Below are 26,926 nucleotides of genomic sequence, written 5' to 3'. Positions count from 1 at the left end.
GCGGCGGGGCGGTCCCCGGCCGCCGGAACCGCCGCCGATTAGACGCAGCTAGTAGACTTGCCAGGTCTGTCCGCCAATTGATGATCAAGGCAGGAAATGGCATCCACCAACGACCTCAAGAACGGCCTGGTACTCAACCTCGACGGGGAGCTCTGGGCCGTCGTCGAGTTCCAGCACGTCAAGCCCGGTAAGGGTGGGGCGTTCGTCCGCACGACGCTGAAGAACGTGCTGTCCGGCAAGGTCGTCGACAAGACCTTCAACGCGGGCACCAAGGTCGAGACCGCCACCGTCGACAAGCGCACCATGCAATACCTCTACGCCGACGGCGAGGACTACGTCTTCATGGATCTGGAGACGTTCGACCAGATCACCGTCCCCGGCGGCACCGTCGGCGAGGCCGCCAACTACCTCCTCCCGGAGGCCGAGGCGACCGTCGCCACCCACGAGGGTGTGCCGCTCTACATCGAGCTGCCGACCAGCGTGGTGCTCCAGGTCACCTACACCGAGCCGGGTCTGCAGGGCGACCGGTCGACCGGCGGCAACAAGCCGGCCACCGTGGAGACCGGCGCGACCGTGCAGGTGCCGCTCTTCATCACCACCGACGAGAAGATCAAGGTCGACACCCGCGACGGCCGTTACCTCGGCCGGGCCTGATGGCCGAGGGCGCCAAGCAGCAGATGCCGGCGCGTCGCAAGGCGCGTAAGCGGGCGCTGGACGTGCTCTTCGAGGCGGACCTGCGGGACCGGCCTCCGGTCGAGGTGCTCGCCGGCTACGTCGAGCGGATCGAGAAACCGCGTCCCGAGCACCTGGACTACGCGGTCGGTCTGGTCGAGGGGGTCGCCGCGCACCTCGACCGGATCGACGAGGTGATCGCCAGCTACGCCGAGGGCTGGACCCTGGACCGGATGCCGGCGGTCGACCGCAACCTGGCCCGGATCGCCGTCTACGAGCTGCTCTACGTCGACGAGATCGACGACGCGGTGGCGATCAGCGAGGCGGTGGAGCTGGCCCGGCAGATGTCGACCGACGATTCGCCGCGCTTCCTCAACGGCATCCTCGGCCGGATCGCCGAGTACGCCACCCGCTGACCGGGTCGCGCGCGTGCCGCCCCACCAGGGCCGGTCCGCGCCGCCGGGGGCGGGAGACGGTGTGACAGAAGGGCCCGTGCCGGACGGCACGGGCCCTTCGACGTCAGCGACCGCGGATCAGGAGGCGAAGAACGCCCGCGGGTCGGCGACCAGCACACCGTGCTCGGTGAGCCGCTCGATCAGCCCGGACGGCGAGGCGTCGTAGACGATCGCCAGGGCGCGCAGGTCGTCGGCGCGGATGGAGAGCACCCGGCCGTTGTAGTCGCCCCGTTGCTGCTGGATCGCCCGGGCGTACCGGGCGACGTAGGCGAGGTCCTCGGAGGCCTCGTCGTAGAGCCGCTCCAGGTCCAGGACGATCTTGCTGGTGGGCTCGTGCCGTACGCCGCTGCCGTCGGGCAGCAGCTCCGAGACGGGTACGCGGTAGAAGTCGGCCAGCTCCGCCAGCCGGGACACGGTGACGGCCCGGTCGCCGCGCTCGTACGAGCCGACCACCACCGCCTTCCAGCGTCCGTTTGACTTCTCCTCCACCCCCTGCAGGGACAGGCCCTGCTGCTGGCGGATGGAGCGCAGGCGGGCGCCCAGCGACTTGGCGTATTCAGAGGGCATTCGGACACTCCCAGTGCTGTGCTTTGGGGTTCTCCCAGCGATCGCTACGGAGCGTGACGGTACGGGGATTGCGACACGTGGTCAAGTGCTCGTGACATTCCCATCGGAGATAGCGGGGGAGTTGTCCGGATTTCACCGTCCTGATCCAGGGATCAGTGGGTCGCGGTGAACCGCGAGGTGACCGCTGGTAACGTGGCCGCCAGCCCCGGTCGGGCCACCCTGACCCGACCGGACACCCCCGACATCCTTTAACGACCCGTCCCGTGAGGCGGGGAAGGAGGTCCGCCGTGGCCTGCCCACCGGCTGCCCATCCGTCGCCCGAGCGACAACCCTCGGTGAAGGTGATCCTCGCCAGCGCCGACGTCCAGCGCGTCGTCGACCGGATCGCCCACCAGATCCTGGAGAAGACCCAGGGCGCCGCCGACACCGTCCTGCTGGGAATCCCCACCCGGGGCGCCCCGCTCGCCCGACGGCTCGCCGCCCGGATCAGCACCTTCGAGGACGTCGACGTCCCGGTCGGGGTGCTCGACATCACTCTCTACCGCGACGACCTGCGTCGGCACGCCACCCGTGCGGTCGGCCCGACCCAACTGCCCCCGGGCGGCATCGACGGCAAGCGGGTCGTCCTCGTCGACGACGTGCTCTTCTCCGGCCGTACCGTCCGGGCCGCCCTCGACGCCCTCAACGACGTCGGCCGACCCGCCTCGGTGCAGCTCGCCGTGCTGGTCGACCGGGGCCACCGGGAACTGCCGATCCGCGCCGACTACGTCGGCAAGAACATCCCGACCGCGCTCGCCGAGAGCGTCAAGGTCACCCTCGTCGAGACCGACGGCGCCGACGAGGTCCGACTCTGCGGGGGGACCCGGTGAGCGCGCCGCGACGGCATCCGGCAGACGCGAACGAGAGGCGGCCCCGCCCGTGATCAGACACCTGCTCTCCGGGGCCGACCTGGACGCCGACACCGCGACCCAGATCCTCGACACCGCCGCCGAGATGGCCACCGTCGCCGGCCGCGAGGTCAAGAAGCTCCCGGCGCTGCGCGGCCGGACCGTGGTGAACCTCTTCTACGAGGACTCCACCCGGACCAGGATCTCGTTCGAGGCCGCCGCCAAGCGACTCAGCGCCGACGTGATCAACTTTTCCGCCAAGGGCTCCAGCGTCACCAAGGGCGAGAGCCTGAAGGACACCGCGCTGACCCTCCAGGCGATGGGGGCCGACGCGGTGGTCGTCCGGCACCCCGCCTCCGGGGCCCCGCACCGCCTGGCCAACTGGGTGGACGGGTCGGTGGTCAACGCCGGCGACGGCACCCACGAGCACCCCACCCAGGCGCTGCTCGACGCGTACACCATGCGGGCCCGGCTGGGTCGGCTCGCCGGCCTGCACGTGGCGATCGTCGGCGACGTCCTGCACTCCCGGGTGGCCCGCTCCAACGTCCTGCTGCTGAGCACCCTCGGCGCCAAGGTCACCCTGGTCGGTCCGCCGACGCTGATCCCGGTCGACTGGGCCGCCCGCGCCGGCGTCGGGTCCGTGGCGACCGACGCCGACCCCGGCACCGACGTCTGCTACGACCTCGACGCGGTGCTGCCCGGGGTGGACGTGGTGATGATGCTGCGGGTGCAGCGGGAGCGGATGAACGACTCCTACTTCCCGTCCGCCCGCGAGTACGCCCGCCGCTACGGGCTGGACGGGCCACGGATGCGCCGGCTGCCCGAACACGCGATCGTCATGCACCCCGGGCCGATGAACCGGGGGATGGAGATCACCCCCGAGGTCGCCGACTCACCCCGCTCCACCATCGTCGAACAGGTCGCCAACGGGGTCTCCGTGCGGATGGCCGTGCTCTACCTGCTGCTCGGAGGAAACAACCGGTGACCGCGTACCTGATCACGAACGTGAGCGTCGTCGGCGGCCCGCCGACCGACCTGCTGATCCGCGACGGCGTCGTCGCCGAGACCGGAGCCGGGCTGACCGACCCGGAGGCCGCCGTCATCGACGGCACCGGCCTGGTCGCCCTGCCCGGCCTGGTCGACCTGCACACCCACCTGCGCGAGCCCGGCCGGGAGGACGCCGAGACGGTCGACTCCGGCTCCCGGGCGGCGGCGCTGGGCGGCTACACCGCGGTCTGCGCGATGGCGAACACTTCGCCGGTCGCCGACACCGCGGGCGTGGTCGAGCAGGTCTGGCGGCTCGGCCGGCAGGCCGGGCTGGTCGACGTGCAGCCGATCGGCGCGGTCACCGTCGGGCTGGCCGGCGAGCGGCTCGCCGAACTGGGCGCGATGGCCGACTCGGCGGCCCGGGTGCGGATCTTCTCCGACGACGGGCACTGCGTCGCCGACCCCAAGCTGATGCGCCGGGCCCTGGAGTACGTCAAGGCGTTCGACGGGATCATCGCCCAGCACGCCGAGGAACCCCGGCTCACCGAGGGCGCGCAGATGCACGAGGGGGAGGTCTCCACCCGGCTCGGGCTGACCGGCTGGCCGGCCGTCGCCGAGGAGGCGATCATCGCCCGCGACGTGCTGCTCGCCGAGCATGTCGGCAGCCGGCTGCACGTCTGCCACGTCTCCACCGCCGGCAGCGTCGAGGTGCTGCGCCAGGCCAAGGCCCGGGGGGTACGGGTCACCGCCGAGGTCACCCCGCACCACCTGCTGCTCACCGACGAGGTGGTGGCCGGCCGGGGTGAGCAGGCCAGCCCCGGGCTCTCGCCCGACTGGAGCCCGACGGCCAGCTACGACCCGGTCTTCAAGGTCAACCCGCCGTTGCGGACGGGCACCGACGTCGCCGCGCTGCGCACCGCGCTCGCCGAGGGCGTCATCGACGTCGTCGCCACCGACCACGCCCCGCACGCGGTGGAGGACAAGGAGTGCGAGTGGGCGTACGCCCGGCCGGGCATGCTCGGTCTGGAGACGGCGCTGTCCATCGCCCTCGACGTGCTCGGCCCGCAGTGGGACCTGATCGCCGACCGGATGTCACGGACCCCGGCCCGGATCGCCGGACTCGACGGCCACGGCCTCGACCCGGCACCCGGGGTACCGGCCAACCTGACCCTGGTCGACCCGGCCGCCCGACGCGTGATCGAGCCCGCGGAGCTGGCCAGCCGCAGTCGCAACACCCCGTACGCCCGCATGACGCTGCCGGGTCGCATCGTGGCGACCTTCCTGCGCGGCGAGCCGACGGTCCTGGACGGAAAGGCTGTCAAGTGATCCGAGCGAGGAACGTAGCGAAGCGGAGTCCCGCAGTCCGGATCGGAGGTGGGCGCGTGATCCGAGCGAGGAACGTAGCGGAGCGGAGTCCCGCAGTCCGGATCGGAGGTGGGCGCGTGATCCGAGCGAGGAACGTAGCGGAGCGGAGTCCCGCAGTCCGGATCGGAGGTGACGTGTGATGGGTAGGCGCAGATCGGCGATCCTGGTCCTGGAGGACGGGCGCACCTTCCACGGTGAGGCGTACGGCAGTGTCGGGGAGACCTTCGGCGAGGCGGTCTTCAACACCGGGATGACCGGCTACCAGGAGACCCTGACCGACCCGTCCTACCACCGGCAGGTGGTGGTGCAGACCGCCCCGCACATCGGCAACACCGGCGTCAACGGCGAGGACGACGAGTCCGACCGGATCTGGGTCGCCGGGTACGTGGTGCGCGACCCGGCCAGGATCGGTTCCAACTGGCGGTCCACCGGCGGCCTGGAGGACCGGCTCGGCGTCGAAGGTGTGGTCGGCATCGCCGGGGTGGACACCCGGGCGCTCACCCGGCACCTGCGCGAACGTGGTGCGATGCGGGTCGGCATCTCCAGCGTCGAGGACGACCCGCGCGCCCTGCTGGAGCGGGTCCGGCAGTCCCCGCAGATGGTCGGCGCGGATCTCTCCGCCGAGGTGAGCACCGCCACCCCGTACGTGGTCGAGGCCGAGGGCGAGCACCGCTACACCGTCGCCGCGCTGGACCTGGGCATCAAGCGCAACGTGCCGCGGCGGTTGGCCGCCCGGGGGGTCACCACCCACGTGCTGCCCGCCAACTCCAGCATCGACGACCTGCTGGCCACCGGCGCGGACGCGGTCTTCTTCTCGCCCGGCCCGGGTGACCCGGCGACCGCCGACGGGCCGGTGACGCTGGCCCGGGAGGTGCTGAGCCGGCGGATCCCGCTGTTCGGCATCTGCTTCGGCAGCCAGATCCTCGGCCGGGCGCTCGGCTTCGGCACCTACAAGCTGGGCTACGGCCACCGGGGCATCAACCAGCCGGTGCTCGACCGGGCCACCGGCAAGGTCGAGGTGACCAGCCACAACCACGGCTTCGCGGTGGCCTGGCCGGGCCGCGAGCCCGGGGCGGCGGCCGGCGCGGTCGTCCCCGACGAGGTCATCGAGACCGAGTTCGGTGGCGTGCAGGTGTCGCACGTCTGCCTCAACGACAACGTCGTCGAGGGGCTGCGGGCCATGGACGTGCCCGCCTTCACCGTCCAGTACCACCCGGAGGCGGCAGCCGGCCCGCACGACGCCGACTACCTCTTCGACCGCTTCGCCGAGCTGATCGAGGGCCGTGGCCCCGACGGGCAGCCCGGTGCGGGCCGGAACCACAGCGAGGGGCGCACGAATGCCTAAGCGCGACGATCTCAAGCACATCCTGGTGATCGGCTCCGGGCCGATCGTGATCGGTCAGGCCTGCGAGTTCGACTACTCCGGCACCCAGGCCTGCCGGGTGCTGCGCAGCGAGGGGATCCGGGTCAGCCTGGTCAACTCCAACCCGGCGACCATCATGACCGACCCGGAGTTCGCCGACGCCACCTACGTCGAGCCGATCACCCCGGAGTTCGTGGAGCTGGTCATCGCCAAGGAGCGCCCCGACGCGCTGCTGCCGACCCTGGGCGGGCAGACGGCGTTGAACACGGCGGTCGCCCTGCACGCCGCGGGCGTCCTCGACAAGTACGGCGTCGAGCTGATCGGCGCGAACATCGAGGCGATCAACCGGGGTGAGGACCGCCAGCTGTTCAAGGAGATCGTCGCCAAGGCCGGCGTACGGCTGGGGCTGGCCGACCCGGCCGGCCTGGTGCCCCGGTCGCGGGTCTGCCACTCGATGGACGAGGTCCGGGAGACCGTCGCGGAGCTGGGCCTGCCGGTGGTGATCCGGCCGTCGTTCACCATGGGCGGACTGGGTTCCGGCATGGCGCACACCGACGAGGACCTGACCCGCATCGCCGGGTCCGGCCTGGCCGCCAGCCCGGTGCACGAGGTGCTCATCGAGGAGAGCGTGCTCGGCTGGAAGGAGTACGAACTCGAGCTGATGCGCGACCGGCACGACAACGTGGTGGTGGTCTGCTCGATCGAGAACATCGACCCGATGGGCGTGCACACCGGCGACAGCGTCACCGTCGCCCCGGCGATGACGCTCACCGACCGGGAGTACCAGAACCTGCGTGACCTGGGCATCGCGGTGCTGCGCGAGGTCGGGGTGGACACCGGCGGCTGCAACATCCAGTTCGCGGTCAACCCGGCCGACGGCCGGATCGTGGTGATCGAGATGAACCCCCGGGTGTCCCGGTCGTCGGCGCTGGCGTCGAAGGCCACCGGCTTCCCGATCGCCAAGATCGCCGCGAAGCTGGCCATCGGCTACACCCTCGACGAGATCCCCAACGACATCACGTTGAAGACGCCGGCGGCGTTCGAGCCGACGCTGGACTACGTGGTGGTGAAGATCCCCCGGTTCGCGTTCGAGAAGTTCCCCGGCGCGGACCCGGAGCTGACCACCACGATGAAGTCGGTCGGCGAGGCGATGAGCCTGGGCCGTAACTTCACCGAGGCGCTCAACAAGGCGATGCGCTCGATGGAAACCAAGGCGTCGGGTTTCTGGACCACCCCGGACCCGCAGGGGGCGACGCGGGAGAACACCCTCGCCGCGCTGGGGACGCCGCACGACGGGCGGCTCTACACCGTCGAGCGGGCGCTGCGGCTGGGCGCGTCGGTCGCCGAGGTCGCGGCGGCGTCCGGCGGTATCGACCCGTGGTTCCTGGACCAGATCGTCAGCCTGGTCGAGCTGCGGACCGAGATCGTGGCCGCCCCGGTGCTCGACGCCGACCTGCTGCGCCGGGCCAAGCGGGCCGGGTTGTCCGACCGGCAGCTCGCCGCGCTGCGCCCGGAGCTGGCCGCCGAGGACGGCGTGCGCACCCTGCGGCACCGGCTCGACGTGCGCCCGGTCTACAAGACGGTGGACACCTGCGCCGCCGAGTTCGAGGCGACCACCCCCTACCACTACTCGACGTACGACGAGGAGACCGAGGTCGCCCCGTCGGACCGGCCGAAGGTGCTGATCCTCGGGTCGGGGCCGAACCGGATCGGGCAGGGCATCGAGTTCGACTACTCCTGCGTGCACGCCGTCCAGGCGCTGCGTGCCGCCCCGCTGCCCGGCCCGGACGGGTCCGGTGCCGGATCGGGTTCCGGCGGTGGGTCCGGCTCCGGCGGTGGGTCCGGTGCCGGCGGCTACGAGACCGTCATGGTCAACTGCAACCCGGAGACGGTGTCCACCGACTACGACACCGCCGACCGGCTCTACTTCGAGCCGCTGACCTTCGAGGACGTGCTGGAGGTGTGGCACGCCGAGGACTCCTCCGGGAAGGCGGCCGGCGGCCCCGGCGTGGTCGGGGTGGTCGTGCAGCTCGGCGGGCAGACCCCGCTGGGGCTGGCGCAGCGGCTCAAGGACGCCGGGGTGCCGGTGGTCGGCACCTCCCCGGAGTCGATCCACCTGGCCGAGGAGCGCGGCGCGTTCGGCCTGGTGCTGGCCCGGGCCGGCCTGCGTGCCCCGGCGCACGGCATGGCCACCTCGTACGACGAGGCGAAGGCGATCGCCGACGAGATCGGCTACCCGGTGCTGGTGCGCCCGTCGTACGTGCTCGGCGGGCGGGGCATGGAGATCGTCTACGACGATGCCACGCTGCGCGACTACATCGGGCGGGCCACCGACATCTCCCCGGACCACCCGGTGCTGGTCGACCGGTTCCTCGACGACGCCATCGAGATCGACGTGGACGCGCTCTGCGACGCCGACGGTGAGGTCTACCTGGGCGGCGTGATGGAGCACATCGAGGAGGCCGGCATCCACTCCGGCGACTCGTCGTGCGCGCTGCCGCCGATCACGCTGGCCGGTTCGCACCTGACCGAGGTACGCCGCTACACCGAGGCGATCGCCCGGGGGGTGGGGGTACGCGGCCTGCTCAACGTCCAGTACGCCCTCAAGGACGACATGCTCTACGTGTTGGAGGCGAACCCGCGGGCCTCGCGTACCGTCCCGTTCGTCTCCAAGGCCACCGCCGTGCCGTTGGCGAAGGCGGCGGCCCGGATCGCCCTCGGCGCGACCATCGCCGAGCTGCGCGCCGAGGGGCTGCTCCCGGCGACCGGCGACGGTGGGGTGCTGCCGCCCGACGCCCCGATCGCGGTCAAGGAGGCGGTGCTGCCGTTCAAGCGGTTCCGCACCCCGGCCGGCAAGGGTGTCGACTCGTTGCTCGGCCCGGAGATGAAGTCCACCGGCGAGGTGATGGGCATCGACACCAGCTTCGGGCACGCCTTCGCCAAGAGCCAGTCCGCCGCGTACGGCTCGCTGCCGACCACCGGGAGGATCTTCGTCTCGGTGGCCAACCGGGACAAGCGGGCCATGATCTTCCCGGTCAAGCGGCTGGCCGACCTGGGCTTCGAGATCGTCGCCACCACGGGTACCGCCGAGCTGCTGCGCCGGCACGGCATCGCCTGTGAGCAGATCCGCAAGCACTACCAGGCGGGCGAGGGCGCGGACGCGGTGTCGATGATCCTCGCCGGTGACGTGGCCCTGGTGGTGAACACCCCGCAGGGCTCCGGCGCGAGCGCCCGCTCGGACGGCTACGAGATCCGTAGCGCCGCCGTCACGGCCGACATCCCGTGCATCACCACCGTGCCGGGGGTGGCGGCGGCGGTGATGGGCATCGAGGCCCGCATCCGGGGCGACATGCGGGTACGCCCCCTCCAGGAACTCCACGCCGCCCTCCGGGCCGCCCAATGACCCCCCACCCCCCGCTCGGTCCGCGCTCCCCGCTCGGTCCGCGCTCCCCGCTCAGGCCGGTGATCAAGAGGTTTCGGTCACCGGACGGCGGTTGTGGTGACGCAAACCTCTTGATCACCGACGAGGGCGTCACCGACGAGGGCGTCACCCATGAGGGCTCCGGCCGAGGGGGCGTCACCGACGAGGGTGCCGGCCGGGGGAGTGTCGGTTGGGGGGCCGGGGCGTGGTGATGTTCGAGAAGGGGGTCCGGAGGGCGCTGTTCCGGATCGGGGGCGGGGACGCCGAGGCGGCGCACGAGTGGACGTTGCGGCGGTTGGCGACCCTGTCGCGGCGGCCGGCGGCGCTGGCCCTGCTGCGGGCCCGCAACCTGCACCGGGCGCCCCGGACGGTGTTCGGGGTGGAGTTCCCCAACCCGGTGGGCCTGGCGGCGGGGATGGACAAGAACGGGGTGGCCCTGCCGGCCTGGCCGGCGCTGGGGTTCGGCTTCGTCGAGGTGGGCACGGTCACCGCGCACGCCCAGCCGGGCAATCCCCGGCCCCGGCTGTTCCGGCTGCCCGACAGCGCGGCGGTGATCAACCGGATGGGCTTCAACAACGCCGGCGCGCAGGCTCTGGCCGACCGGCTGGCCGCGCTGCCCCGCCCGCTCGGGGTGCCGCTGGGCATTTCGCTCGGCAAGTCCAAGGTGACCCCGCTGGACGAGGCGGTCGAGGACTACCTCGCCTCCTACCGGGCGTTGCGGGGGCACGGTGACTACTTCGCGGTCAACGTCTCCTCCCCGAACACCCCGGGTTTGCGGTCGTTGCAGGACAAGGCACACCTGGATGCCCTGCTGACCGCCCTGGTGGGGGAGAAGCCCGTCCTGGTGAAGATCGCCCCGGACCTCACCGAGCCGGCCGTGGCCGAGCTGTTGGAGGTCTGCCTGGCCCGGGGTGCGGCCGGCGTGATCGCCACCAACACCACCCTGGGCCGGGCCGGTCTCGCCCCCGCCGACGCGGAACGTGGCGCGCAGGCCGGCGGCCTGTCCGGTCGTCCGCTGACCGGACGGGCCCGGGAGATGGTCGCCTTCGTCCACCGGGAGACCGGCGGTCGGCTCCCGGTGATCGGCGTCGGTGGCATCCTCGACCCGGACGACGCGGCCCGGATGTTCGACGCCGGTGCCAGTCTGGTCCAGCTCTACACCGGTTTCATCTACCGGGGCCCGGCTCTGGTCCGGGCCGCCGCCCGCGTCTCGACCGGGTCCGGGATGCCGACGGGTGATCCGGCGGTGAGCGGCCGGTGATCCGGCGGGCGCGTCCGGTGTATCCGGTCGTGCCCGCCGTGGTGCCGCCCGGGAGCCGATCCGACCCCGGCCGGGCCGCCGCGCACCGCCACGGGCGCGGCGCGTGACACCCGCGCGGGTCGCCGCCGCCGCAGCCCTGCGGCGGTCCGGGGGCGTCGCTGTCCCTGTCGCCGCGCAGCCGGGGCGGGGCGTGGCCGTCGGGGCCACCGTGCGGCAGGTCCAGACCCGCCGCCGTCGCCGTCAGGGCAGCAGAGCAGCGCAGGCCGCCGGTGGTGCGGCGGCTGACGAGGGTACGGAGGAACGCGCGTGACGCCCGAGCAGATCCTGGCCGTCGACCGGGCCCGTGTCTGGCACCCGTACGCGGCGCTGCCGCCGGCTCACCCGCCCTATGTGGTGCACAGCGCCGAGGGTGTCCGGCTGCGGCTGGCCGACGGCCGGGAACTGGTCGACGGGATGTCGTCGTGGTGGGCGGCGATCCACGGTTACCGGCATCCGGTGCTGGACGCGGCGGTCACCGACCAGCTCGGCCGGATGAGTCACGTGATGTTCGGCGGGCTCACCCACGAGCCGGCGGTCCGGCTGGCCGAGACGCTCGTCGAGTTGGCCCCGGACGGCCTGGAACACGTCTTCCTGGCCGACTCGGGCTCGGTGTCGGTCGAGGTGGCGATCAAGATGTGCCTGCAGTACCAGCGGGCCACCGGCCGGCCGCAGCGCCGTCGGCTGGCCACCTGGCGGGGCGGTTATCACGGGGACACCTTCCACCCGATGAGTGTGTGCGACCCCGAGGGCGGGATGCACCACCTGTGGGGCGACGTGCTGCCCCGGCAGGTCTTCGCCTCGGTGCCGCCCGGTGGCTTCGCCGACCCGCCCGACCCGGCGTACGTGACGGCGCTGACCGACGCGGTCGCCCGGCACGCCGACGAGTTGGCTGCGGTGATCGTCGAGCCGGTGGTGCAGGGGGCCGGCGGGATGCGCTTCCACCACCCGGGGTACCTGCGGGTGTTGCGCGAGGTGACCCGGGCGCACGGGGTGCTGCTGATCTTCGACGAGATCGCCACCGGGTTCGGCCGGACCGGGCGGATGTTCGCCGCCGACCACGCCGGGGTGACCCCGGACGTGCTCTGCGTGGGCAAGGCGCTCACCGGGGGCTACCTGACCCTCGCGGCGGCGCTGTGCACGCCGGAGGTGGCCTGGGGGATCTCCGCCGACGGGGTGTTGGCACACGGCCCCACGTTCATGGGCAACCCGTTGGCGTGTGCGGTCGCCAACGCCTCCCTGGGGCTGTTGCGGGCCGGTGACTGGGTCGCCGGGGTCGCCCGGGTGGGTGCGGGGCTGCGGGCCGGCCTGGAGCCGTTGCGCGGGACGCCAGGGGTGGTGGACGTGCGGGTGTTGGGTGCGATCGGCGTGGTGCAGTTGGACCACGAGGTGGACGTGGCGGCGGCGACGGCCGCTGCGGTGGCCCGGGGCGTGTGGCTGCGCCCCTTCCGCGACCTGGTCTACGCCATGCCGCCGTATGTGACCGGGGAGGACGACGTGGCCCGGATCGCGGCCGGGATGACCGCTGCGGTGGCGGCCGGCTGACCGGCCGCCCGGGGCCGACGCCGCGGTGGCGACCGCCGCTCGCGGTGAACGCAGGAGCAGACGAGAGGAGCATCGATGGAGACCTTCGGATTTCGATTGCACCGGGCGGTGGCGGAGCGTGGGCCGCTGTGCGTGGGCATCGACCCGCATCCCGGGCTGCTGGCCCGCTGGGGGCTGCCGGACGACGTCGACGGCTTGGAGCGGTTCGCCCGGACCGTCGCGGAAGCGCTCGGTGACCGGGTTGCGGTGATCAAGCCTCAGTCGGCCTTCTTCGAGCGATTCGGGAGCCGCGGAGTGGCGATTCTTGAGTCAACTATCCGACAGTTGCGCGAAGCTGGCGCGCTCGTTCTCCTCGACGTCAAGCGTGGCGACATCGGTTCGACCGTCGCCGCGTACGCCTCCGCGTACCTTGATCCATCCAGCCCGCTGTATGTCGACGCGGTCACCGCGAGCCCCTACCTGGGAGTAGGTTCGCTGGCCCCGATGTTCGAGTCGGCCGTCGCGCACGGTGGCGGAGTGTTCGTGTTAGCGCTCACCTCCAACCCCGAGGGGGCTCAGGTGCAGCGTGCCGTCACGGCCGGTGGGCGGACGGTCGCGCAGCTTGTTATCGATGAGATTTCGCAGCTCAACAGGGGTGCGGAACCGCTCGGCAGCATCGGGTTGGTGGTCGGCGCGACCATCGGCGACACCGGTCACGACCTGTCCCGGGTCAATGGCCCACTGCTCGCGCCGGGGCTCGGCGCCCAGGGTGCGACGGCCGCCGACCTACCCACCGTGTTCGGTTCGAACCTGTCCGCAGTGCTGCCGTCGTACTCCCGGGAGGTGCTCAACGCGGGCCCGGACGCCGACGCGTTGCGGGCCGCCGCGGACCGGGCGGTGGCCGACTGCCGGCACATCCTGGCTGCCCGACACTGACTGACGGCTCGGTCACTTTACGTTGATCATCGCGCGTCCACGTTGCCGAAAGCTCCGCCGAACGCTAGTTTTCCCCGCGCTGGGAACCACGGACCCCTTTGGTTTTCAGCGACACCACGTTTCACAGAGCGACGGTGCGTTCCGCCCGTCGCGATAGGGACCTGAGGAGAACTGGTGCCGCTCCCGTCACTGACCCCCGAGCAGCGCGCTGCCGCGCTGGAAAAGGCCGCGGAGATCCGCAAGGCCCGTGCTGAGCTGAAGGAGCAGCTCAAGCAGGGCAAGACCACCCTGGCCGCCGTCCTTGCGCGAGCCGAGTCCGACGACGTCGTCGGCAAGCTCAAGGTGTCGGCCGTGCTGCAGGCGATGCCGGGTATCGGAAAGATCCGGGCCACCCAGATCATGGAGAAGCTCAAGATCGCCGACAGCCGCCGTCTGCGTGGTCTGGGCGAGCAGCAGCGTAAGGCGCTGCTTGGAGAGTTCGCCGCCAACTGATCGCCGCAGCAGGTAGAAACAAGCGGTGAGCACGGTTGACGAGGCGTGCCCGGCGGCGCGGCTCACCGTCCTGACCGGACCTTCGGGTGCCGGTCGGGGCGGTGTGGTCGGAGCGGTCCGGGCACGTTCTCCCGCCGTGTGGGTGCCGGTCCCGGTGACCACCCGGGCACGTCGCCCCGGCGAGTCCGACGGCGTCGACCGGCTCTTCCGGGAGCCGGCCGAGTTCGATCGGATGATCGCCGCGGGCGAATTGCTGGAGTGGTCCCGGGCCGGGCCGTACCGGCGGGGCACCCCGCGTGCCCCGCTGATCGACCGACTGACCCGGGGGTGGCCGGTGCTGCTCCCGTTGGACCCGCCCGGGGCGCTCGTGGTGACCGAAGCCCTGCCATCGGCCCGGCTGGTGCTGCTGCTCCCGCCCGGACACCGCGCGGACCCGGCCCTGGCGGCCCTCGTCGAGCGCACCGTCCACCACGACCACACCGAGCGTGCTGCCGCTGAGCTGGTAAGCTTGCTCGGTTCGTCCTAATCTGGCTCCCGTCCGACCGCAGACCGTGTTCGAGCGACCAGCAGTGTTCGAGTGACCAGCCGCGGTCGAGCGACCAGCCGCCTCCGCGCGGCGAGCGACCAGCCGCGTCCGCGCGGACACCTTTCAGACGCAGAGGTATTTCGTGGGATCCATCGCCAACCCCGAGGGCATCACCAACCCGCCGATCGACGAGCTGCTCGAGAAGACCACCTCGAAGTACGCGCTGGTGATCTTCGCTGCCAAGCGTGCGCGTCAGGTCAACGCCTACTACAGCCAGCTCGGTGAGGGCCTGCTCGAGTACGTCGGCCCGCTCGTGGAGACCACCCCGCAGGAGAAGCCGCTCTCCATCGCCATGCGCGAGATCAACGCGGGCCTGCTCACCGCCGAGCCGACCGACCAGCCGTAACCCCCGTACCCCCGATGTCCGCCGAGATCGTGCTCGGAGTCGGCGGTGGCATCGCCGCCTACAAGGCGTGTGAGCTGCTGCGGCTCTTCACGGAGTCGGGTCACCGGGTCCGGGTCGTGCCGACCGCGTCGGCGCTCCGCTTCGTCGGGGCGCCGACCTGGGCGGCGCTGTCCGGCCAGCCGGTCGCCGACGACGTCTGGGCCGAGGTGCACGAGGTCCCGCACGTCCGGCTCGGCCAGCGGGCCGACCTGGTGGTGGTCGCGCCGGCCACGGCGGACCTGCTCGCCCGGGCCGCCCACGGCCTCGCCGACGACCTGCTCACCAACACCCTGCTCACCGCCCGCTGCCCGGTGGTGCTCGCCCCGGCGATGCACACCGAGATGTGGGAACACCCGGCCACCGTCGCCAACGTGGCCACCCTGCGGTCCCGGGGGGTGCGGGTGATCGAGCCCGCCGTGGGCCGGCTCACCGGGGCGGACAGCGGCAAGGGCCGGCTGCCCGACCCGGCCGAGATCTTCGCGGTCGCCCGCCGGGCCCTCGCCCGGGGCGTCGACGCCCCCGCCGACCTGGCCGGTCGACACCTGGTGGTCACCGCCGGCGGCACCCGGGAGCCCCTCGACCCGGTCCGCTTCCTCGGCAACCGTTCCTCCGGCAAGCAGGGGTACGCCTTCGCCCGCGCGGCCGTCGCCCGGGGCGCCCGGGTCACCCTGATCGCCGCCAACGTCGCCCTGCCCGATCCGGCCGGGGTCGACCTGGTCCGGGTGGGCACCACCGAGGAGTTGCGCACGGCGACGCTGACCGCCGCCGTCGACGCCGACGCGGTGGTGATGGCGGCGGCGCCGGCCGACTTCCGCCCGGCGACGTACGCACCCGGCAAGATCAAGAAGTCGGACGACGGCAGTACGCCGACCATCGCCCTCGTCACCAACCCGGACATCGCCGCGGAGCTGGGTCGAACCCGTCGTCCGGAGCAGGTGCTGGTGGTGTTCGCCGCCGAGACCGGTGACGCCGAGGCCAACGGCCGGGCCAAACTCGCCCGCAAACGCGCCGACCTCGTCGTCGTCAACGAGGTCGGCGTCGACAAGGTCTTCGGGGCCGAGACCAACGCGGCCACCGTGATCGGTGCCGACGGCGCCGTGCACCGCCTGCCTGAGCAGGCCAAGGAGGATCTGGCCGACCGCGTCTGGGACCTCGTGCTCGCCCGGTGGCCCGCCCGGTCCTGAACGGTGGATGCCGACTCGCCGGGTCGTGAGCGGTACGTGAGGGTGACTAGACTGCTGCGCAACGATTATCTAAAGAGCTTAGGAGTGCCGTGACACGCCGCCTCTTCACGTCCGAATCGGTCACGGAAGGCCACCCGGACAAGATCGCCGACCAGATCAGCGACGGGATCCTCGACGCCCTGCTGACCCAGGACCCGCACAGCCGGGTGGCGGTCGAGACCCTGATCACCACCGGTCAGGTCCACGTCGCCGGTGAGGTGACCACCAAGGCCTACGCCGACATCCCGACCATCGTCCGCGAGACGATCCTCGGTATCGGCTACGACTCGTCGAAGAAGGGCTTCGACGGCGCCTCCTGCGGCGTCAGCGTCTCCATCGGCGCCCAGTCGCCCGACATCGCGCAGGGCGTCGACAACGCCTTCGAGCTGCGCACCGGGGCCTCGGAAAGCGCGCTGGACGCGCAGGGCGCCGGCGACCAGGGCATGATGTTCGGCTTCGCCTGCTCCGAGACGCCGGAGCTGATGCCCCTGCCGATCGCGCTGGCACACCGGCTGGCCCAGCGGCTGTCCGCGGTGCGCAAGGACGGGACCATCCCCTACCTGCGGCCGGACGGCAAGACCCAGGTCACCATCGAGTACGAGGGGCTGCGTCCGGTCCGGCTGAACACCGTCGTGGTGTCCAGCCAGCACGCCGCCGACATCTCGCTGGACTCGCTGCTCACCCCGGACGTGCGCGACCACGTCATCGCCCCGGAGCTGCAGAACCTGGGCCTGGACACCGAGGGCTACCGGCTGCTGGTCAACCCGACCGGCCGATTCGAGATCGGTGGCCCGATGGGTGACGCCGGCCTGACCGGTCGGAAGATCATCGTCGACACCTACGGCGGGTACGCCCGGCACGGTGGTGGCGCGTTCTCCGGCAAGGACCCGTCCAAGGTGGACCGCTCGGCCGCGTACGCGATGCGTTGGGTGGCCAAGAACGTCGTCGCCGCCGGCCTGGCCGAGCGCTGTGAGGCGCAGGTCGCGTACGCGATCGGCAAGGCCCACCCGGTCAGCCTCTTCATCGAGACCTTCGGCACCGAGACGGTGCCGGTGGCCGCGATCGAGAAGGCGGTCGGTGAGGTCTTCGACCTGCGGCCGGCCGCCATCATCCGGGACCTCAACCTGCTCCGCCCGATCTACCGGCAGACCGCCGCCTACGGCCACTTCGGCCGGGAGCTGCCGGAGCTGAGCTGGGAGAGCACCGACCGGGCCGCCGACCTGAAGTCGGTAGCGGGCGCCTGACCGGCACCACGCCCAGCGACCGGCGACCCGCGGACGGGTCGCCGGTCGCGCGGGTTTGCGTGGACGTCCCGCTGCCGCACCTCGACCGGCCCTTCGACTATCTGGTCCCCGCCGGCCTGGCCGCCGACGCGGTCCCCGGGGTGCGGGTCAAGGTGCGCTTCGCCGGTCAGCTGGTCGACGGGTGGCTGCTGGAGCGGGTCGACGCCTCGGCGCACGGCGGCAGGTTGGCCTACCTGGAGAAGGTGGTCTCCGCGGAGCCGGTGCTGGCCGCCGAGGTGGCCCGGCTGGCCCGGGCGGTCGCCGACCGGTACGCCGGCAACCTCGCCGACGTGCTCCGGCTGGCCGTGCCGCCCCGGCACGCCCGGGTCGAGAAGGAACCCCACACCGCCCCCGAGCCGCCTGTCTCCGATCCGACAGTCGCCGATCCGACAGTTCCCGTTCCGGGCGGCGGCCCGGCGGCGCGGCGGCGGGCGGTACCCGACCCGCGCGGGTGGCGGGACTATCCGGCCGGCCCGGCCTACCTGACGGCGCTCGCCGACGGGCGGGCCCCCCGGGCCGTGTGGTCGGCGCTGGCCGGGGAGGACTGGGCGGCCCGGTACGCCGACGCGGTCGCCGCCACCCTCGCCGGTGGCCGGGGCGCCCTGGTGGTGGTCGCCGACGCCCGGGACCTCGACCGGCTCGACGCGGCGTTGACCGCGCTGCTCGGCCCGGGGCGGCACGTGACCCTCTCCGCCGCGCTCGGCCCGGCCCGCCGCTACCGGGCCTTCCTGGCCGTCCGGCGGGGCGACGTGCCGGTGGTGATCGGCACCCGGGCCGCCATGTTCGCCCCCGTCGACCGGCTGGGTCTGGTGGCGATCTGGGACGACGGCGACGACCTGCACGCCGAGCCGCGCGCCCCCTACCCGCATGCCCGGGAGGTGCTGCTCACCCGGGCCCGGCTCGGCGAGGCCGCCGCTCTGGTCGGTGGCTGGACCCGGACCGCCGAGGGGCAGCTGCTGGTGGAGACCGGGTGGGCCCGTGAGGTGGTGGCGGACCGGGCGACCCTGCGGGCGCGTACCCCGGCGATCGCCCCGACCGGGGACGACCCGCAGCTGGCCCGCGACCCGGGCGCGGCGACGGCCCGGCTGCCCAGCCTGGCCTGGACCACCGCCCGGGACACCCTGCGCGCGGACGCGCCGGTGCTGGTCCAGGTGCCCCGCCGGGGCTACCTGCCGTCGGTCTCCTGCGCCGACTGCCGGACCCCGGCGCGCTGCCCGCACTGCGCCGGTCCGCTGGCGTTGCGCGCCGCCGACGCCCCGCCGGCCTGCCGGTGGTGCGGCCGGGTCGCCGCCGCGTACGCCTGCCCGCAGTGCGGGGGGCGACGGCTGCGGGCGGCGGTCACCGGGGCCCGGCGGACCGCCGAGGAGCTGGGCCGGGCCTTTCCCGGGGTGCCGGTGCGCACCTCGGGCCGCGACGAGGTGCTGACCGACGTCCCGGCCGGCGCGAGCCTGGTCGTCGCCACCCCCGGCGCCGAGCCGGTGGCCGAGGGTGGGTACGGCGCGGTCCTGCTGCTGGACTCCTGGGCCCTGCTCACCCGGGCCGATCTGCGGGCCGGCGAGGAGACGCTGCGCCGGTGGCTGTCCGCCGCCGCCCTGGCCCGGCCCGCCCCGGCCGGTGGCAAGGTGGTGGTGGTCGCCGACGGCGCGCTCGCCCCGGTGCAGGCGTTGCTGCGGTGGGACCCGGGCTGGTTCGCCGCCCGGGAGCTGGCCGAGCGTCGGGAGCTGGGTTTCCCCCCGGCGGTGAAGATGGCCAGCGTCACCGGCGGCGCGGAGGCGGTGGCCGACCTGCTGGCGCAGGCCCGGCTGCCTGACGGGGCGGAGGTGCTCGGCCCGGTCCCGGCCGATCAGGACCGGGAGCGGATGCTGGTCCGGGTGCCCCGGTCCCGGGCCGCCGCGCTGGCCGAGGCGCTGCACACCGCCGCCGGGGTACGCAGCGCCCGCCGGGCCGCCGACCCGGTCCGCCTCCAGGTCGACCCGCTCAGCCTTTTCTGAGTCACCAGTCAGCTTCGGAGTGCACCTGGCCAGTCGTCCGTCGCACACCGCGTGCGGCGGGAGGCGATGGGCCGCGTGATAGCATCGCCCGTCATACCCGGGCGCACGATGGCGCGACGAAGGCGCAAACGCGTCGGGCCGACGCCGGATCGATGAAGTCAAGCAGCCGGTGAGCAGGGGTGGGTCAGTCGTGACCGTTCGTCAGTCGATCGTCTTCAACGGTGACCTCGGCAGCGGCAAGAGCACCGTCTCCGTCGAGATCGCCCAGCGGTTGGGCCTGCGCCGGGTCAGCGTCGGTGACCTCTACCGGCAGATGGCGCAGGAGCGGCAGATGACCGCCCTCCAGCTCAACCTGCACGCCGAGCTGGACCAGGCCGTCGACGGCTACGTCGACCAGCTCCAACGCGACATCGCCGCCTCCGGCGAGTCGCTGGTGATGGACTCCCGGCTGGCCTGGCACTTCTTCACCCACGCGCTCAAGGTCCACATGATCACCGAGCCGGCCGAGGCGGCCCGCCGGGTGCTGCTGCGCCCCTCCGGCCCGGCGGAGAGCTACACCTCGCTGGACGAGGCGGAGGCCAAGCTGCGCGAACGCAGCGAGAGCGAGCGCAACCGGTTCATCCTGCGTTACGGCGTCGACAAGGCCCGGCTGCGCAACTACGACCTGGTCTGCGACACGACCCGCGCCTCCGCCGAGGAGGTCATCACCCACATCGTCGACGTGTACGAGGGCCGCCTCGGTGCCGACGTGCTGCGTGACGCCCCGCCGCTGCTGCTGCTGGACCCGGCCCGGGTCTACCCGACCGAGGACGTCGCCACCCTGCGCGGGCTCGACGGGTCCGAGTTCGTCGGCGGGCTGGCGGCGGCCGGCGACGAGGCGCTCGAACCGCTGCGGATCGGCTTCACCGGTGAGTACTTCTTCGTCGTCGACGGGCACCGCCGGCTCAGCGCCGCCCTGCGCAACGGGTTCTCCCTGGTGCCGGCGCAACTGGTCGCCGAGGTGGACGAGCCGGTCGTCGGGCAGACCAGCGCCGTCGACTACTTCGCCGCCCACGTGCGCCCGAGCCTCGTGCACGACTGGGAGGCCGCCCACGGCACCCGGCTCCCGCTGCCCGCGCACGCCCTGCTCGGCGACCACGCGGTGCTGGCCGGCGAACCGGGCGCCAACGCCTGACGCCGGCGTCAGCGGCACCATCCCGACCCGTCGCGGTACGCCGGCCGACACCACCTCGGCACTCCGTAGACTGGTACGGCACCACGCCGTCCAACGAAGGAGCCACCCCGCGTGACCGTCCAGCCCATCCGTCTGTTCGGGGACCCGGTGCTGCGCACGCCGGCCGATCCGGTCGTCGACTTCGACGTCGAGCTGCGTAGGCTCATCGCCGACCTCACCGACACGATGCGTGACCGTGGCGGCGCCGGGCTGGCCGCCCCCCAGCTCGGGGTGGGCCTGCGGGTCTTCACCTTCGAGGTGGACGACGTGCTCGGCCACCTGGTCAACCCGGTGCTGGAGTTCCCCGACACCGAGGAGCAGGACGGCCCGGAGGGCTGTCTGTCCATCCCCGGGCTCTACTTCGACACCAAGCGCCGGCAGAACGTCGTCGCCAAGGGCTACAACGGCTACGGCGACCCGTTGCAGATCGTCGGCACCGGGCTGATGGCGCGCTGTGTCCAGCACGAGACCGACCACCTCGACGGGGTGCTCTTCCTCGACCGGTTGGACCCCGCCGGGCGCAAGGAGGCGATGAAGGCGATCCGCCAGGCCGACTGGTACGACGACGCCGCCCCACCCACCGTCAAGGTCAGCCCGCACGCCGCCGGTGGCCCCTTCGGTCTGGGCCGGTGACCCGCCGATGCGTCTGATCTTCGCCGGCACCCCGGCGGTCGCCGTCCCCGCCCTGGCCGCCGTGCACGCCTCCGGGCACGACCTGGTGGCCGTGGTGACCCGCCCCGACGCCCCCGCCGGACGGGGCCGGGGGGTGCTCCGCTCACCCGTCGGCGCCTGGGCCGACGAGCACGGCGTCGAGGTGCTCACCCCCGCCCGGCCCCGGGAGCCCGAGTTCCTCGACCGGCTCGGCGCGCTGGCACCCGACTGCGTGCCGGTCGTCGCGTACGGCGCGCTGGTGCCCCCGGCGGCGCTGGAGATCCCCCGGTTCGGCTGGATCAACCTGCACTTCTCGCTGCTGCCCGCGTGGCGGGGCGCGGCACCCGTGCAGCACGCGGTGCTGCACGGCGACGAGCTGACCGGGGCCAGCGTCTTCCAGCTGGAACAGGGGCTGGACACCGGCCCGGTCTACGGCACCCTCACCGACGAGATCCGCCCCACCGACACCTCCGGCGACCTGCTGGAGCGGCTCGCCCACTCCGGCGCCGGGCTGCTGGTGGCCGTCCTGGACGCGATCGAGGCGGGCACCGCCCGGGCCGAACCGCAGCCCGCCGACGGGGTGTCGCTGGCCCCGAAACTGACCGTGGACGACGCCCGGGTGCGCTGGACCGACCCCGCCTTCGCGGTGGACCGTCGGATCCGCGCCTGCACCCCGGCCCCCGGCCCGTGGACGACCTTCCGGGGCGAGCGGGTCAAGCTCGGCCCGGTCACCCCGGTCGGCAACGGCCCCGAACTGAAGCCTGGAGAACTGCTGGTGGAGAAGTCCCGCGTGCTGGCCGGCACGGCGACCGTACCCGTTCAACTCGGTGAGGTGCGCGCAGCCGGCAAGCGGGCGATGCCGGCGGCCGACTGGGCGCGCGGCGTGCGGGCCGGTGCCGGGGAGGAACTCGCGTGACCGGGCCGACGCAACGACCCGAGCGCCCTGTCGACGGCGGGCGACGTGAGCAACGCGGCGACGACCGGCGACCTGATCGGCCGAGTGGCGGCTTCCGGGGGGACCGCACCGCCCGTACCGGCGGCTGGGGTGGCCGGGACGACACGCGGGGCGGGCGGCCGGGCCGCCCGGTCCGCCCGGCCGTGGACCTGCCCCGGTACGCGGCGTACCAGGCGGTCGCGGCGGTGCACCGCGACGACGCGTACGCCAACCTGGTGTTGCCGGTGATCCTGCGCGAGCAGGGACTGACCGGTCGGGACGCCGCCTTCGCCACCGAGCTGACCTACGGCACGCTGCGTCAGCTCGGCACCCTGGACACCATCCTCACCGCCGCGGCCGGCCGGGACGTCGAGCGGATCGACCCGCCGGTGCGTGACGCGCTGCGGCTCGGGGCCTACCAGCTGCTGCACACCCGGGTACCGGCGCACGCCGCCGTGTCGTCCACGGTCGACCTGGTCCGCACCGTGGGGGAGGGGGCCACCGGGTTCGCCAACGCGGTGCTGCGCGAGGTGGCCGGCCAGGACCTCGACGCCTGGGTGACCAAGCTCGCTCCGTCCCCGACGGCCGACCCGATCGGCCACCTGGCCGTGACCTACAGCCACCCGCAGTGGATCGTGCGGGCCTTCGCCGACGCCCTCGACGGTGACCTGGGTGAGGTCACCCGGCTGCTGATCGAGGACAACGAGCGCCCGCCGGTGCACCTGTGTGCCCGTCCCGGCCGGGCCGACCCGGTCGAGCTGGCCGACGAGGTCGGCGGCGCTCCGGGCGCGTTCTCCCCGTACGCGGTCTACCTGGCCGGTGGGGCCCCCGGTGACCTGCCGGCGCTGGCCGACGGTCGGGCCCACGTGCAGGACGAGGGTTCCCAGTTGGTGGCGAACGCGCTGGCGGCGGGCCCGCTGGACGGCCCCGACGGGCGCTGGCTGGATCTGTGCGCCGGCCCCGGCGGCAAGGCCGGGCTGCTCGGTGCGCTCGCCGCGCAGCGGGGCGCCCGGGTGACCGCGGTCGAGGTGTCCGAGCACCGGGCCCGGCTGGTCGAACAGGCCACCCGGGGGTTGCCGGTGAACGTGCTGCACACCGACGGGCGCACCGTCGGGGCGGACCCGAAACTGCCGGAGGGGCACTTCGACCGGGTGCTGGTCGACGCCCCGTGCACCGGGTTGGGTTCGCTGCGTCGTCGGCCGGAGTCGCGCTGGCGGCGGCAGCCGTCGGACCTGCCTCCGTTGACCCGGTTGCAGCGGGAGCTGCTCGCCGCCGCGCTGCGGGCGACCCGCCCGGGTGGTCTGGTCGCCTACGTGACCTGTTCCCCGCACACCGTGGAGACGCACGTGACGGTCACCGAGGCCGCCCGTCGCGCCGGGGTGCCGGCGGACTTCGTGGACGCCCGTACCCTGCTCCCGTCCGGCATGCCCGGCCTGGGCGACGGCCCCACCGTCCAACTCTGGCCCCACCGCCACGGCACCGACGCCATGTTCCTGGCCGTCCTCCGCCGCAACTAACCCACCCCAAACCCCACCCCCACCCACCCTCACCCACCCCCGCCTGACCTCGGTGATCAAGAGGTTTACGTCACCCGCCAGCGCGATCCTGACGTAAACCTCTTGATCAACTCGGGTGGGGGTGGGGGGTGGGGTTGGGGTTAGGTGATGGGGAGGCCTTTGGGGCCGGCGCCGCGCATCGAGCGGGTCAGTTTGCGGTCGTCGCTCCAGAGGAAGCAGCGGATGCCGCGGTCGCCCTCCTCCCACTCCCGCTGCGACGGCGGATAGAAGATCGACCCGGCCCGGTACGGCAACTCGCTGTTGTTGGGGACCTCGGCGAAACCGGCGATCAGCGCCATGCACCGCCGGTGCACCCGCTGGTTGGCGCGACTGAAATCGGCCCAGCTCAGGTCGCTGCGTTCCAGGTAGACGCCGACGAACTCGGCGCGGTGCGGCTCGGAGCACAGCACCGGGGCCATGTAGTTGAGGTTGTTGCCGATCAGCTTGGGATCGAAGCAGCGGTGGCTGAGCGGGTTGTCACCGACCATCGCCCCGCGCAGGCTGCCGACCCGGTTGACCGGCCGGGTGTTGTCGATGCTGTCGGTCTCGCTGAGGTCGCACCGGAACCAGCGGGCCCCGCTGTTCCACGCCGAGTTGGACGGCAGCGCGATGTTCATCGTGAGCCGGGCCGAGTGCCAGTCACCGCCGAGCACGGCCCGGGCCCGCTGGTCGCACTCGGTGCGGGCGGGACGCAGCGCGGCGGAGCCCGGCTCGGGCCGCTCGCCCCGGGTCACCGCGCCGGTGAAGGTACCGACGTGGACGGCCTCGGCCAGGTGGCTGCGCGCACAGTCCACCGTCTCGTAGGTGCCGGCCTGCACGACGGGGGTGATCCGGGGCAGGCAGGCGTCGGTGGCGGGCACGAACGACTGGGCCACCGGGAGCACCGGCCAGTCGTCGAGCAGGTCGCCGTCGGCGCTGTGCTGCGACACGCAGCCGCTGAGTGACACCGTCACCGCGCCGGCCACCGCCACCGCCACCGCCACGAACCACCGTCGCATCGTTCGCCCTTCCCGCGCCATGACGGTCCGTCGCCGTGCCCCATGTGGCGTCACCCGTCGACGGGCGAGCAGCATACGTGACCATCCCTGATGGAGTGTCGTCATTTCGGTGCCGTTCGGCCAGTCGCCACCGGCCATTCGTCCCGCACTCCCGCCGAAGGGAGCCGATGCTGCACCGTGGGTCACGCCTGGATCACAGGGCGTCGCTCATGGTGCCGTGCTGTCCGCGGCGGATGGCCGCGTTCGTACACTTGCCCTGTGACCGTACCGCCGTCGATCATCGCGCCCAGCATCCTCGCCGCCGATTTCGCCCGCCTCGCCGATGAAGTCCGCGCCGTCGAGGACGCCGCGGACTGGCTGCACGTCGACGTGATGGACAACCACTTCGTGCCCAACCTGACCATCGGCCTGCCCGTGGTGCAGAGCCTGCGGGCGGTGACCCGGCTCCCCTTCGACGTGCACCTCATGATCACCGACCCGCGGCGGTGGGCCCCCGGGTACGCCGACGCCGGCGCGTACAACGTCACCTTCCACGCCGAGGCGTGCGACGACCCGGTGGCCCTGGCCAAGGACCTGCGCTCGGCCGGCGCCAGGGCCGGGCTGGCCATCGACCGGGACACCCCGATCGAGCCGTTCCTCGACCTGCTGCCCAGCTTCGACACCCTGCTGATCATGACGATCAAGGCCGGTTTCGGCGGGCAACGGTTCATCCCGCAGCTGCTCGACAAGGTGCGGGTGGCCCGGCGGCACGTCGACAGCGGCCACCTGGAGCTGCGCATCGAGGTCGACGGCGGGATCGCCGCCGACACCATCGAGCAGGCCGCGGCGGCCGGCGCGGACGCCTTCGTGGCCGGCACCGCCGTGTACGGGGCGGCCGACCCGGCCGAGGCGGTCCGCCGCCTGCGCGGGCTCGCGGAGCGCGCTGCCCCCGGGGCCTGAGGTGGAACCCGCAGGCGACCGTCCCGACGTGATCCTGGTCGTCGACGACGACGAGGACATCGCCCGCTTCGTCGAGTTCAACCTGCGGCTGCACGGCTTCGAGGTGCTGCATGCCGGTGACGGTCAGGAGGCCCTCGACATGGTCGAGCGGCACCGGCCGGACCTGGCCGTGGTGGACCTGATGATGCCGCGCATCGACGGCCTGGAACTGACCCGGAGACTGCGGGCCAACCCGATCACCTCGGCGCTGCCGGTGATCATGTTGACCGCCAAGGGCATGACCGTGGACAAGGTGCACGGGCTCAGCGCCGGTGCCGACGACTATCTGGTGAAACCGTTCGACACCGCCGAGCTGGTGGCCCGGGTCAGTTCCACGCTGCGCCGCAACAAGGAGTTCCGCGAGGTCTCCCCGCTGACCGGCCTGCCCGGCAACAGCCGCATCCGCCGGGAGATCAGCGACCGGGTCCGCAGCGGCGTCGACTACGCCGTCGGCTACATCGACATCGACCGGTTCAAGAGCGTCAACGACCGGTACGGCTTCGTCCGGGGCGACGAGTTCATCTCCGCGCTGGCCCGCAGCCTGCACCGGGCGGTGGTGGCGATCGGGCTGCCGCCGGCCTTCCTCGGTCACGTCGGCGGCGACGACTTCGTGATCGTCTGCGCCCCCGAGCAGATCCGCCCGCTGACCTCCCGGGCCGTGGTCGACTTCGAGAAGTCCGCCGACACCCTCTACGACCCGACGGACCGGGAGCGCGGCTTCGTCGAGCTGAAGGACCGCCGGGGCAACATCCGGCGGGCCGCCCTGGTCACGCTGTCGATCGGCGTTTCGCTCTCGGACGCCCGCAAACGCTTCACCGACCCCCTGGACGCGATCGCCGTGGCCAGTGAGATGAAAACGGTCGCCAAGAGCCAACCGGGGTCATACGTCGCGGTGGACCGCCGCCGCGCCGACGGGGTGTGAAGTAGCACGCTGGAGGTGGCGGACCTCCCGGGGTGACGTGTAAGACTTCGCATGTACCCACCACGCGCTGGCGGGGCTCGGTGAAATTCCGAACCGGCGGTGATCCACGTAACAGTGGTAAGCCCGCGACCCGGACGGCTGTGCCGCCCGGTGGACCTGGTGAGAATCCGGGGCCGACGGTGGGGGAGCGGTCCGTCCGCACCCCCGACAGTCCGGATGGGAGACAGCGCGCGGGCGGGG

General features: G+C 72.8%; 24 protein-coding genes and 1 riboswitch. Of the genes, 22 read left to right on the top strand and 2 right to left on the bottom strand.

What is annotated here, in order from left to right; genetic code table 11:
• Window positions 1-96 precede the first annotated feature (96 nt).
• Together efp and nusB are read left to right on the top strand one after the other, a co-directional pair.
• Window positions 97-654 (top strand): elongation factor P, encoded by a 558-nt coding sequence (efp, locus tag AB0C22_RS17245; protein ID WP_091253160.1) that lies wholly within the window; start codon window positions 97-99, stop codon window positions 652-654.
• A gap of 23 nt (window positions 655-677) precedes the next feature.
• Window positions 678-1,088 (top strand): transcription antitermination factor NusB, encoded by a 411-nt coding sequence (gene nusB / locus AB0C22_RS17240; protein ID WP_208570213.1) that lies wholly within the window; start codon window positions 678-680, stop codon window positions 1,086-1,088.
• 117 nt (window positions 1,089-1,205) lie between these two features.
• Here nusB and AB0C22_RS17235 read toward each other — a convergent pair whose 3' ends face one another.
• Window positions 1,206-1,694, bottom strand: a complete 489-nt coding sequence (locus AB0C22_RS17235) for a helix-turn-helix domain-containing protein (protein WP_013285505.1) — start codon at window positions 1,692-1,694, stop codon at window positions 1,206-1,208.
• 287 nt (window positions 1,695-1,981) lie between these two features.
• On the opposite strand from AB0C22_RS17235, the gene pyrR reads away from it, so the two are divergent.
• From pyrR to AB0C22_RS17145, 18 genes are all read left to right on the top strand, one after another.
• Window positions 1,982-2,563, top strand: coding sequence for a bifunctional pyr operon transcriptional regulator/uracil phosphoribosyltransferase PyrR (gene pyrR / locus AB0C22_RS17230; protein ID WP_088645219.1), 582 nt, complete (start codon window positions 1,982-1,984; stop codon window positions 2,561-2,563).
• A gap of 49 nt (window positions 2,564-2,612) precedes the next feature.
• Entirely contained in the window at window positions 2,613-3,566 is a 954-nt protein-coding gene (locus AB0C22_RS17225) for an aspartate carbamoyltransferase catalytic subunit (protein WP_208570158.1), read from the top strand.
• Window positions 3,563-4,894 carry a dihydroorotase gene (locus tag AB0C22_RS17220; RefSeq protein ID WP_208570159.1) on the top strand — a complete coding sequence of 444 codons (1,332 nt, stop codon included), beginning with the start codon at window positions 3,563-3,565 and terminating at the stop codon, window positions 4,892-4,894. Before AB0C22_RS17225 ends, AB0C22_RS17220 begins: the two co-directional genes overlap by 4 nt.
• A 178-nt stretch (window positions 4,895-5,072) precedes the next feature.
• The gene (gene carA, locus AB0C22_RS17215; protein WP_357535834.1) at window positions 5,073-6,278 is read left to right on the top strand and encodes a glutamine-hydrolyzing carbamoyl-phosphate synthase small subunit; all 1,206 of its coding nucleotides are present in this window, start codon (window positions 5,073-5,075) and stop codon (window positions 6,276-6,278) included.
• Window positions 6,271-9,699, top strand: a complete 3,429-nt coding sequence (carB, locus tag AB0C22_RS17210) for a carbamoyl-phosphate synthase large subunit (protein WP_357535832.1) — start codon at window positions 6,271-6,273, stop codon at window positions 9,697-9,699. The genes carA and carB overlap by 8 nt, the downstream gene beginning before the upstream one ends.
• 226 nt (window positions 9,700-9,925) lie before the next feature.
• Window positions 9,926-10,978: a quinone-dependent dihydroorotate dehydrogenase gene (locus AB0C22_RS17205; RefSeq protein WP_219470873.1), complete on the top strand. Its 1,053-nt coding sequence runs from the start codon at window positions 9,926-9,928 to the stop codon at window positions 10,976-10,978.
• A 306-nt stretch (window positions 10,979-11,284) separates the two neighbouring features.
• On the top strand, window positions 11,285-12,559 hold the full coding sequence (locus tag AB0C22_RS17200) for an adenosylmethionine--8-amino-7-oxononanoate transaminase (protein WP_219469728.1): 1,275 nt from the start codon (window positions 11,285-11,287) through the stop codon (window positions 12,557-12,559).
• 75 nt (window positions 12,560-12,634) lie between these two features.
• Entirely contained in the window at window positions 12,635-13,474 is an 840-nt protein-coding gene (gene pyrF, locus AB0C22_RS17195; protein WP_219469730.1) for an orotidine-5'-phosphate decarboxylase, read from the top strand.
• A gap of 174 nt (window positions 13,475-13,648) precedes the next feature.
• A complete protein-coding gene (mihF, locus tag AB0C22_RS17190) occupies window positions 13,649-13,966 on the top strand; it encodes an integration host factor, actinobacterial type (protein WP_067309448.1) in 318 nt (105 codons plus the stop codon).
• Window positions 13,967-13,991: 25 nt separating this feature from the next.
• On the top strand, window positions 13,992-14,492 hold the full coding sequence (locus AB0C22_RS17185) for a guanylate kinase (RefSeq protein ID WP_208570165.1): 501 nt from the start codon (window positions 13,992-13,994) through the stop codon (window positions 14,490-14,492).
• 142 nt (window positions 14,493-14,634) lie between these two features.
• A complete protein-coding gene (rpoZ, locus tag AB0C22_RS17180; RefSeq protein ID WP_007075826.1) occupies window positions 14,635-14,898 on the top strand; it encodes a DNA-directed RNA polymerase subunit omega in 264 nt (87 codons plus the stop codon).
• Between the two features lie 14 nt (window positions 14,899-14,912).
• Complete coding sequence (gene coaBC, locus AB0C22_RS17175) at window positions 14,913-16,121, top strand: bifunctional phosphopantothenoylcysteine decarboxylase/phosphopantothenate--cysteine ligase CoaBC (protein WP_357535829.1); 1,209 nt, start codon at window positions 14,913-14,915, stop codon at window positions 16,119-16,121.
• Between the two features lie 89 nt (window positions 16,122-16,210).
• On the top strand, window positions 16,211-17,404 hold the full coding sequence (gene metK / locus AB0C22_RS17170) for a methionine adenosyltransferase (RefSeq protein ID WP_208570167.1): 1,194 nt from the start codon (window positions 16,211-16,213) through the stop codon (window positions 17,402-17,404).
• 59 nt (window positions 17,405-17,463) lie between these two features.
• Entirely contained in the window at window positions 17,464-19,434 is a 1,971-nt protein-coding gene (locus tag AB0C22_RS17165; RefSeq protein ID WP_357535827.1) for a primosomal protein N', read from the top strand.
• Between the two features lie 190 nt (window positions 19,435-19,624).
• Window positions 19,625-20,608 carry an AAA family ATPase gene (locus AB0C22_RS17160; RefSeq protein ID WP_208570168.1) on the top strand — a complete coding sequence of 328 codons (984 nt, stop codon included), beginning with the start codon at window positions 19,625-19,627 and terminating at the stop codon, window positions 20,606-20,608.
• Between the two features lie 111 nt (window positions 20,609-20,719).
• Window positions 20,720-21,280: a peptide deformylase gene (gene def, locus AB0C22_RS17155; protein WP_208570169.1), complete on the top strand. Its 561-nt coding sequence runs from the start codon at window positions 20,720-20,722 to the stop codon at window positions 21,278-21,280.
• 7 nt (window positions 21,281-21,287) lie between these two features.
• A complete protein-coding gene (gene fmt / locus AB0C22_RS17150) occupies window positions 21,288-22,214 on the top strand; it encodes a methionyl-tRNA formyltransferase (protein WP_357535824.1) in 927 nt (308 codons plus the stop codon).
• The gene (locus AB0C22_RS17145; protein ID WP_308291084.1) at window positions 22,211-23,749 is read left to right on the top strand and encodes an RsmB/NOP family class I SAM-dependent RNA methyltransferase; all 1,539 of its coding nucleotides are present in this window, start codon (window positions 22,211-22,213) and stop codon (window positions 23,747-23,749) included. The genes fmt and AB0C22_RS17145 overlap by 4 nt, the downstream gene beginning before the upstream one ends.
• Before the next feature lie 140 nt (window positions 23,750-23,889).
• On the opposite strand, the gene AB0C22_RS17140 is transcribed toward AB0C22_RS17145, so the two are convergent.
• On the bottom strand, window positions 23,890-24,786 hold the full coding sequence (locus AB0C22_RS17140) for a septum formation family protein (protein ID WP_357535822.1): 897 nt from the start codon (window positions 24,784-24,786) through the stop codon (window positions 23,890-23,892).
• A gap of 258 nt (window positions 24,787-25,044) precedes the next feature.
• Here AB0C22_RS17140 and rpe point away from each other — a divergent pair, with 258 nt between their 5' ends.
• Together rpe and AB0C22_RS17130 are read left to right on the top strand one after the other, a co-directional pair.
• A complete protein-coding gene (gene rpe, locus AB0C22_RS17135; RefSeq protein WP_357535820.1) occupies window positions 25,045-25,725 on the top strand; it encodes a ribulose-phosphate 3-epimerase in 681 nt (226 codons plus the stop codon).
• A 1-nt stretch (window position 25,726) separates the two neighbouring features.
• Window positions 25,727-26,686, top strand: a complete 960-nt coding sequence (locus tag AB0C22_RS17130; RefSeq protein ID WP_308291085.1) for a response regulator — start codon at window positions 25,727-25,729, stop codon at window positions 26,684-26,686.
• Between the two features lie 62 nt (window positions 26,687-26,748).
• A riboswitch (FMN riboswitch) is annotated at window positions 26,749-26,918 on the top strand.
• Window positions 26,919-26,926: the final 8 nt, after the last annotated feature.

The organism is Micromonospora sp. NPDC048894 (genome assembly GCF_040649765.1).
Taxonomy (GTDB): Bacteria; Actinomycetota; Actinomycetes; order Mycobacteriales; family Micromonosporaceae; genus Micromonospora; species Micromonospora antibiotica.
The sequence above is the reverse complement of the archived record's forward strand: the minus strand, read 5'-3'. Positions and strand labels throughout refer to the sequence as shown.

Excerpts from the sequence above, each read along its gene's own strand:
- efp (WP_091253160.1), top strand. The coding sequence starts at position 97 with ATGGCATCCACCAACGACCTCAAGAACGGCCTGGTACTCAACCTCGAC.
- nusB (WP_208570213.1), top strand. The coding sequence starts at position 678 with ATGCCGGCGCGTCGCAAGGCGCGTAAGCGGGCGCTGGACGTGCTCTTC.
- AB0C22_RS17235 (WP_013285505.1), bottom strand. The coding sequence starts at position 1,694 with ATGCCCTCTGAATACGCCAAGTCGCTGGGCGCCCGCCTGCGCTCCATC.
- carA (WP_357535834.1), top strand. The coding sequence starts at position 5,073 with ATGGGTAGGCGCAGATCGGCGATCCTGGTCCTGGAGGACGGGCGCACC.
- carB (WP_357535832.1), top strand. The coding sequence starts at position 6,271 with ATGCCTAAGCGCGACGATCTCAAGCACATCCTGGTGATCGGCTCCGGG.
- pyrF (WP_219469730.1), top strand. The coding sequence starts at position 12,635 with ATGGAGACCTTCGGATTTCGATTGCACCGGGCGGTGGCGGAGCGTGGG.
- coaBC (WP_357535829.1), top strand. The coding sequence starts at position 14,913 with ATGTCCGCCGAGATCGTGCTCGGAGTCGGCGGTGGCATCGCCGCCTAC.
- fmt (WP_357535824.1), top strand. The coding sequence starts at position 21,288 with ATGCGTCTGATCTTCGCCGGCACCCCGGCGGTCGCCGTCCCCGCCCTG.
- AB0C22_RS17140 (WP_357535822.1), bottom strand. The coding sequence starts at position 24,786 with ATGCGACGGTGGTTCGTGGCGGTGGCGGTGGCGGTGGCCGGCGCGGTG.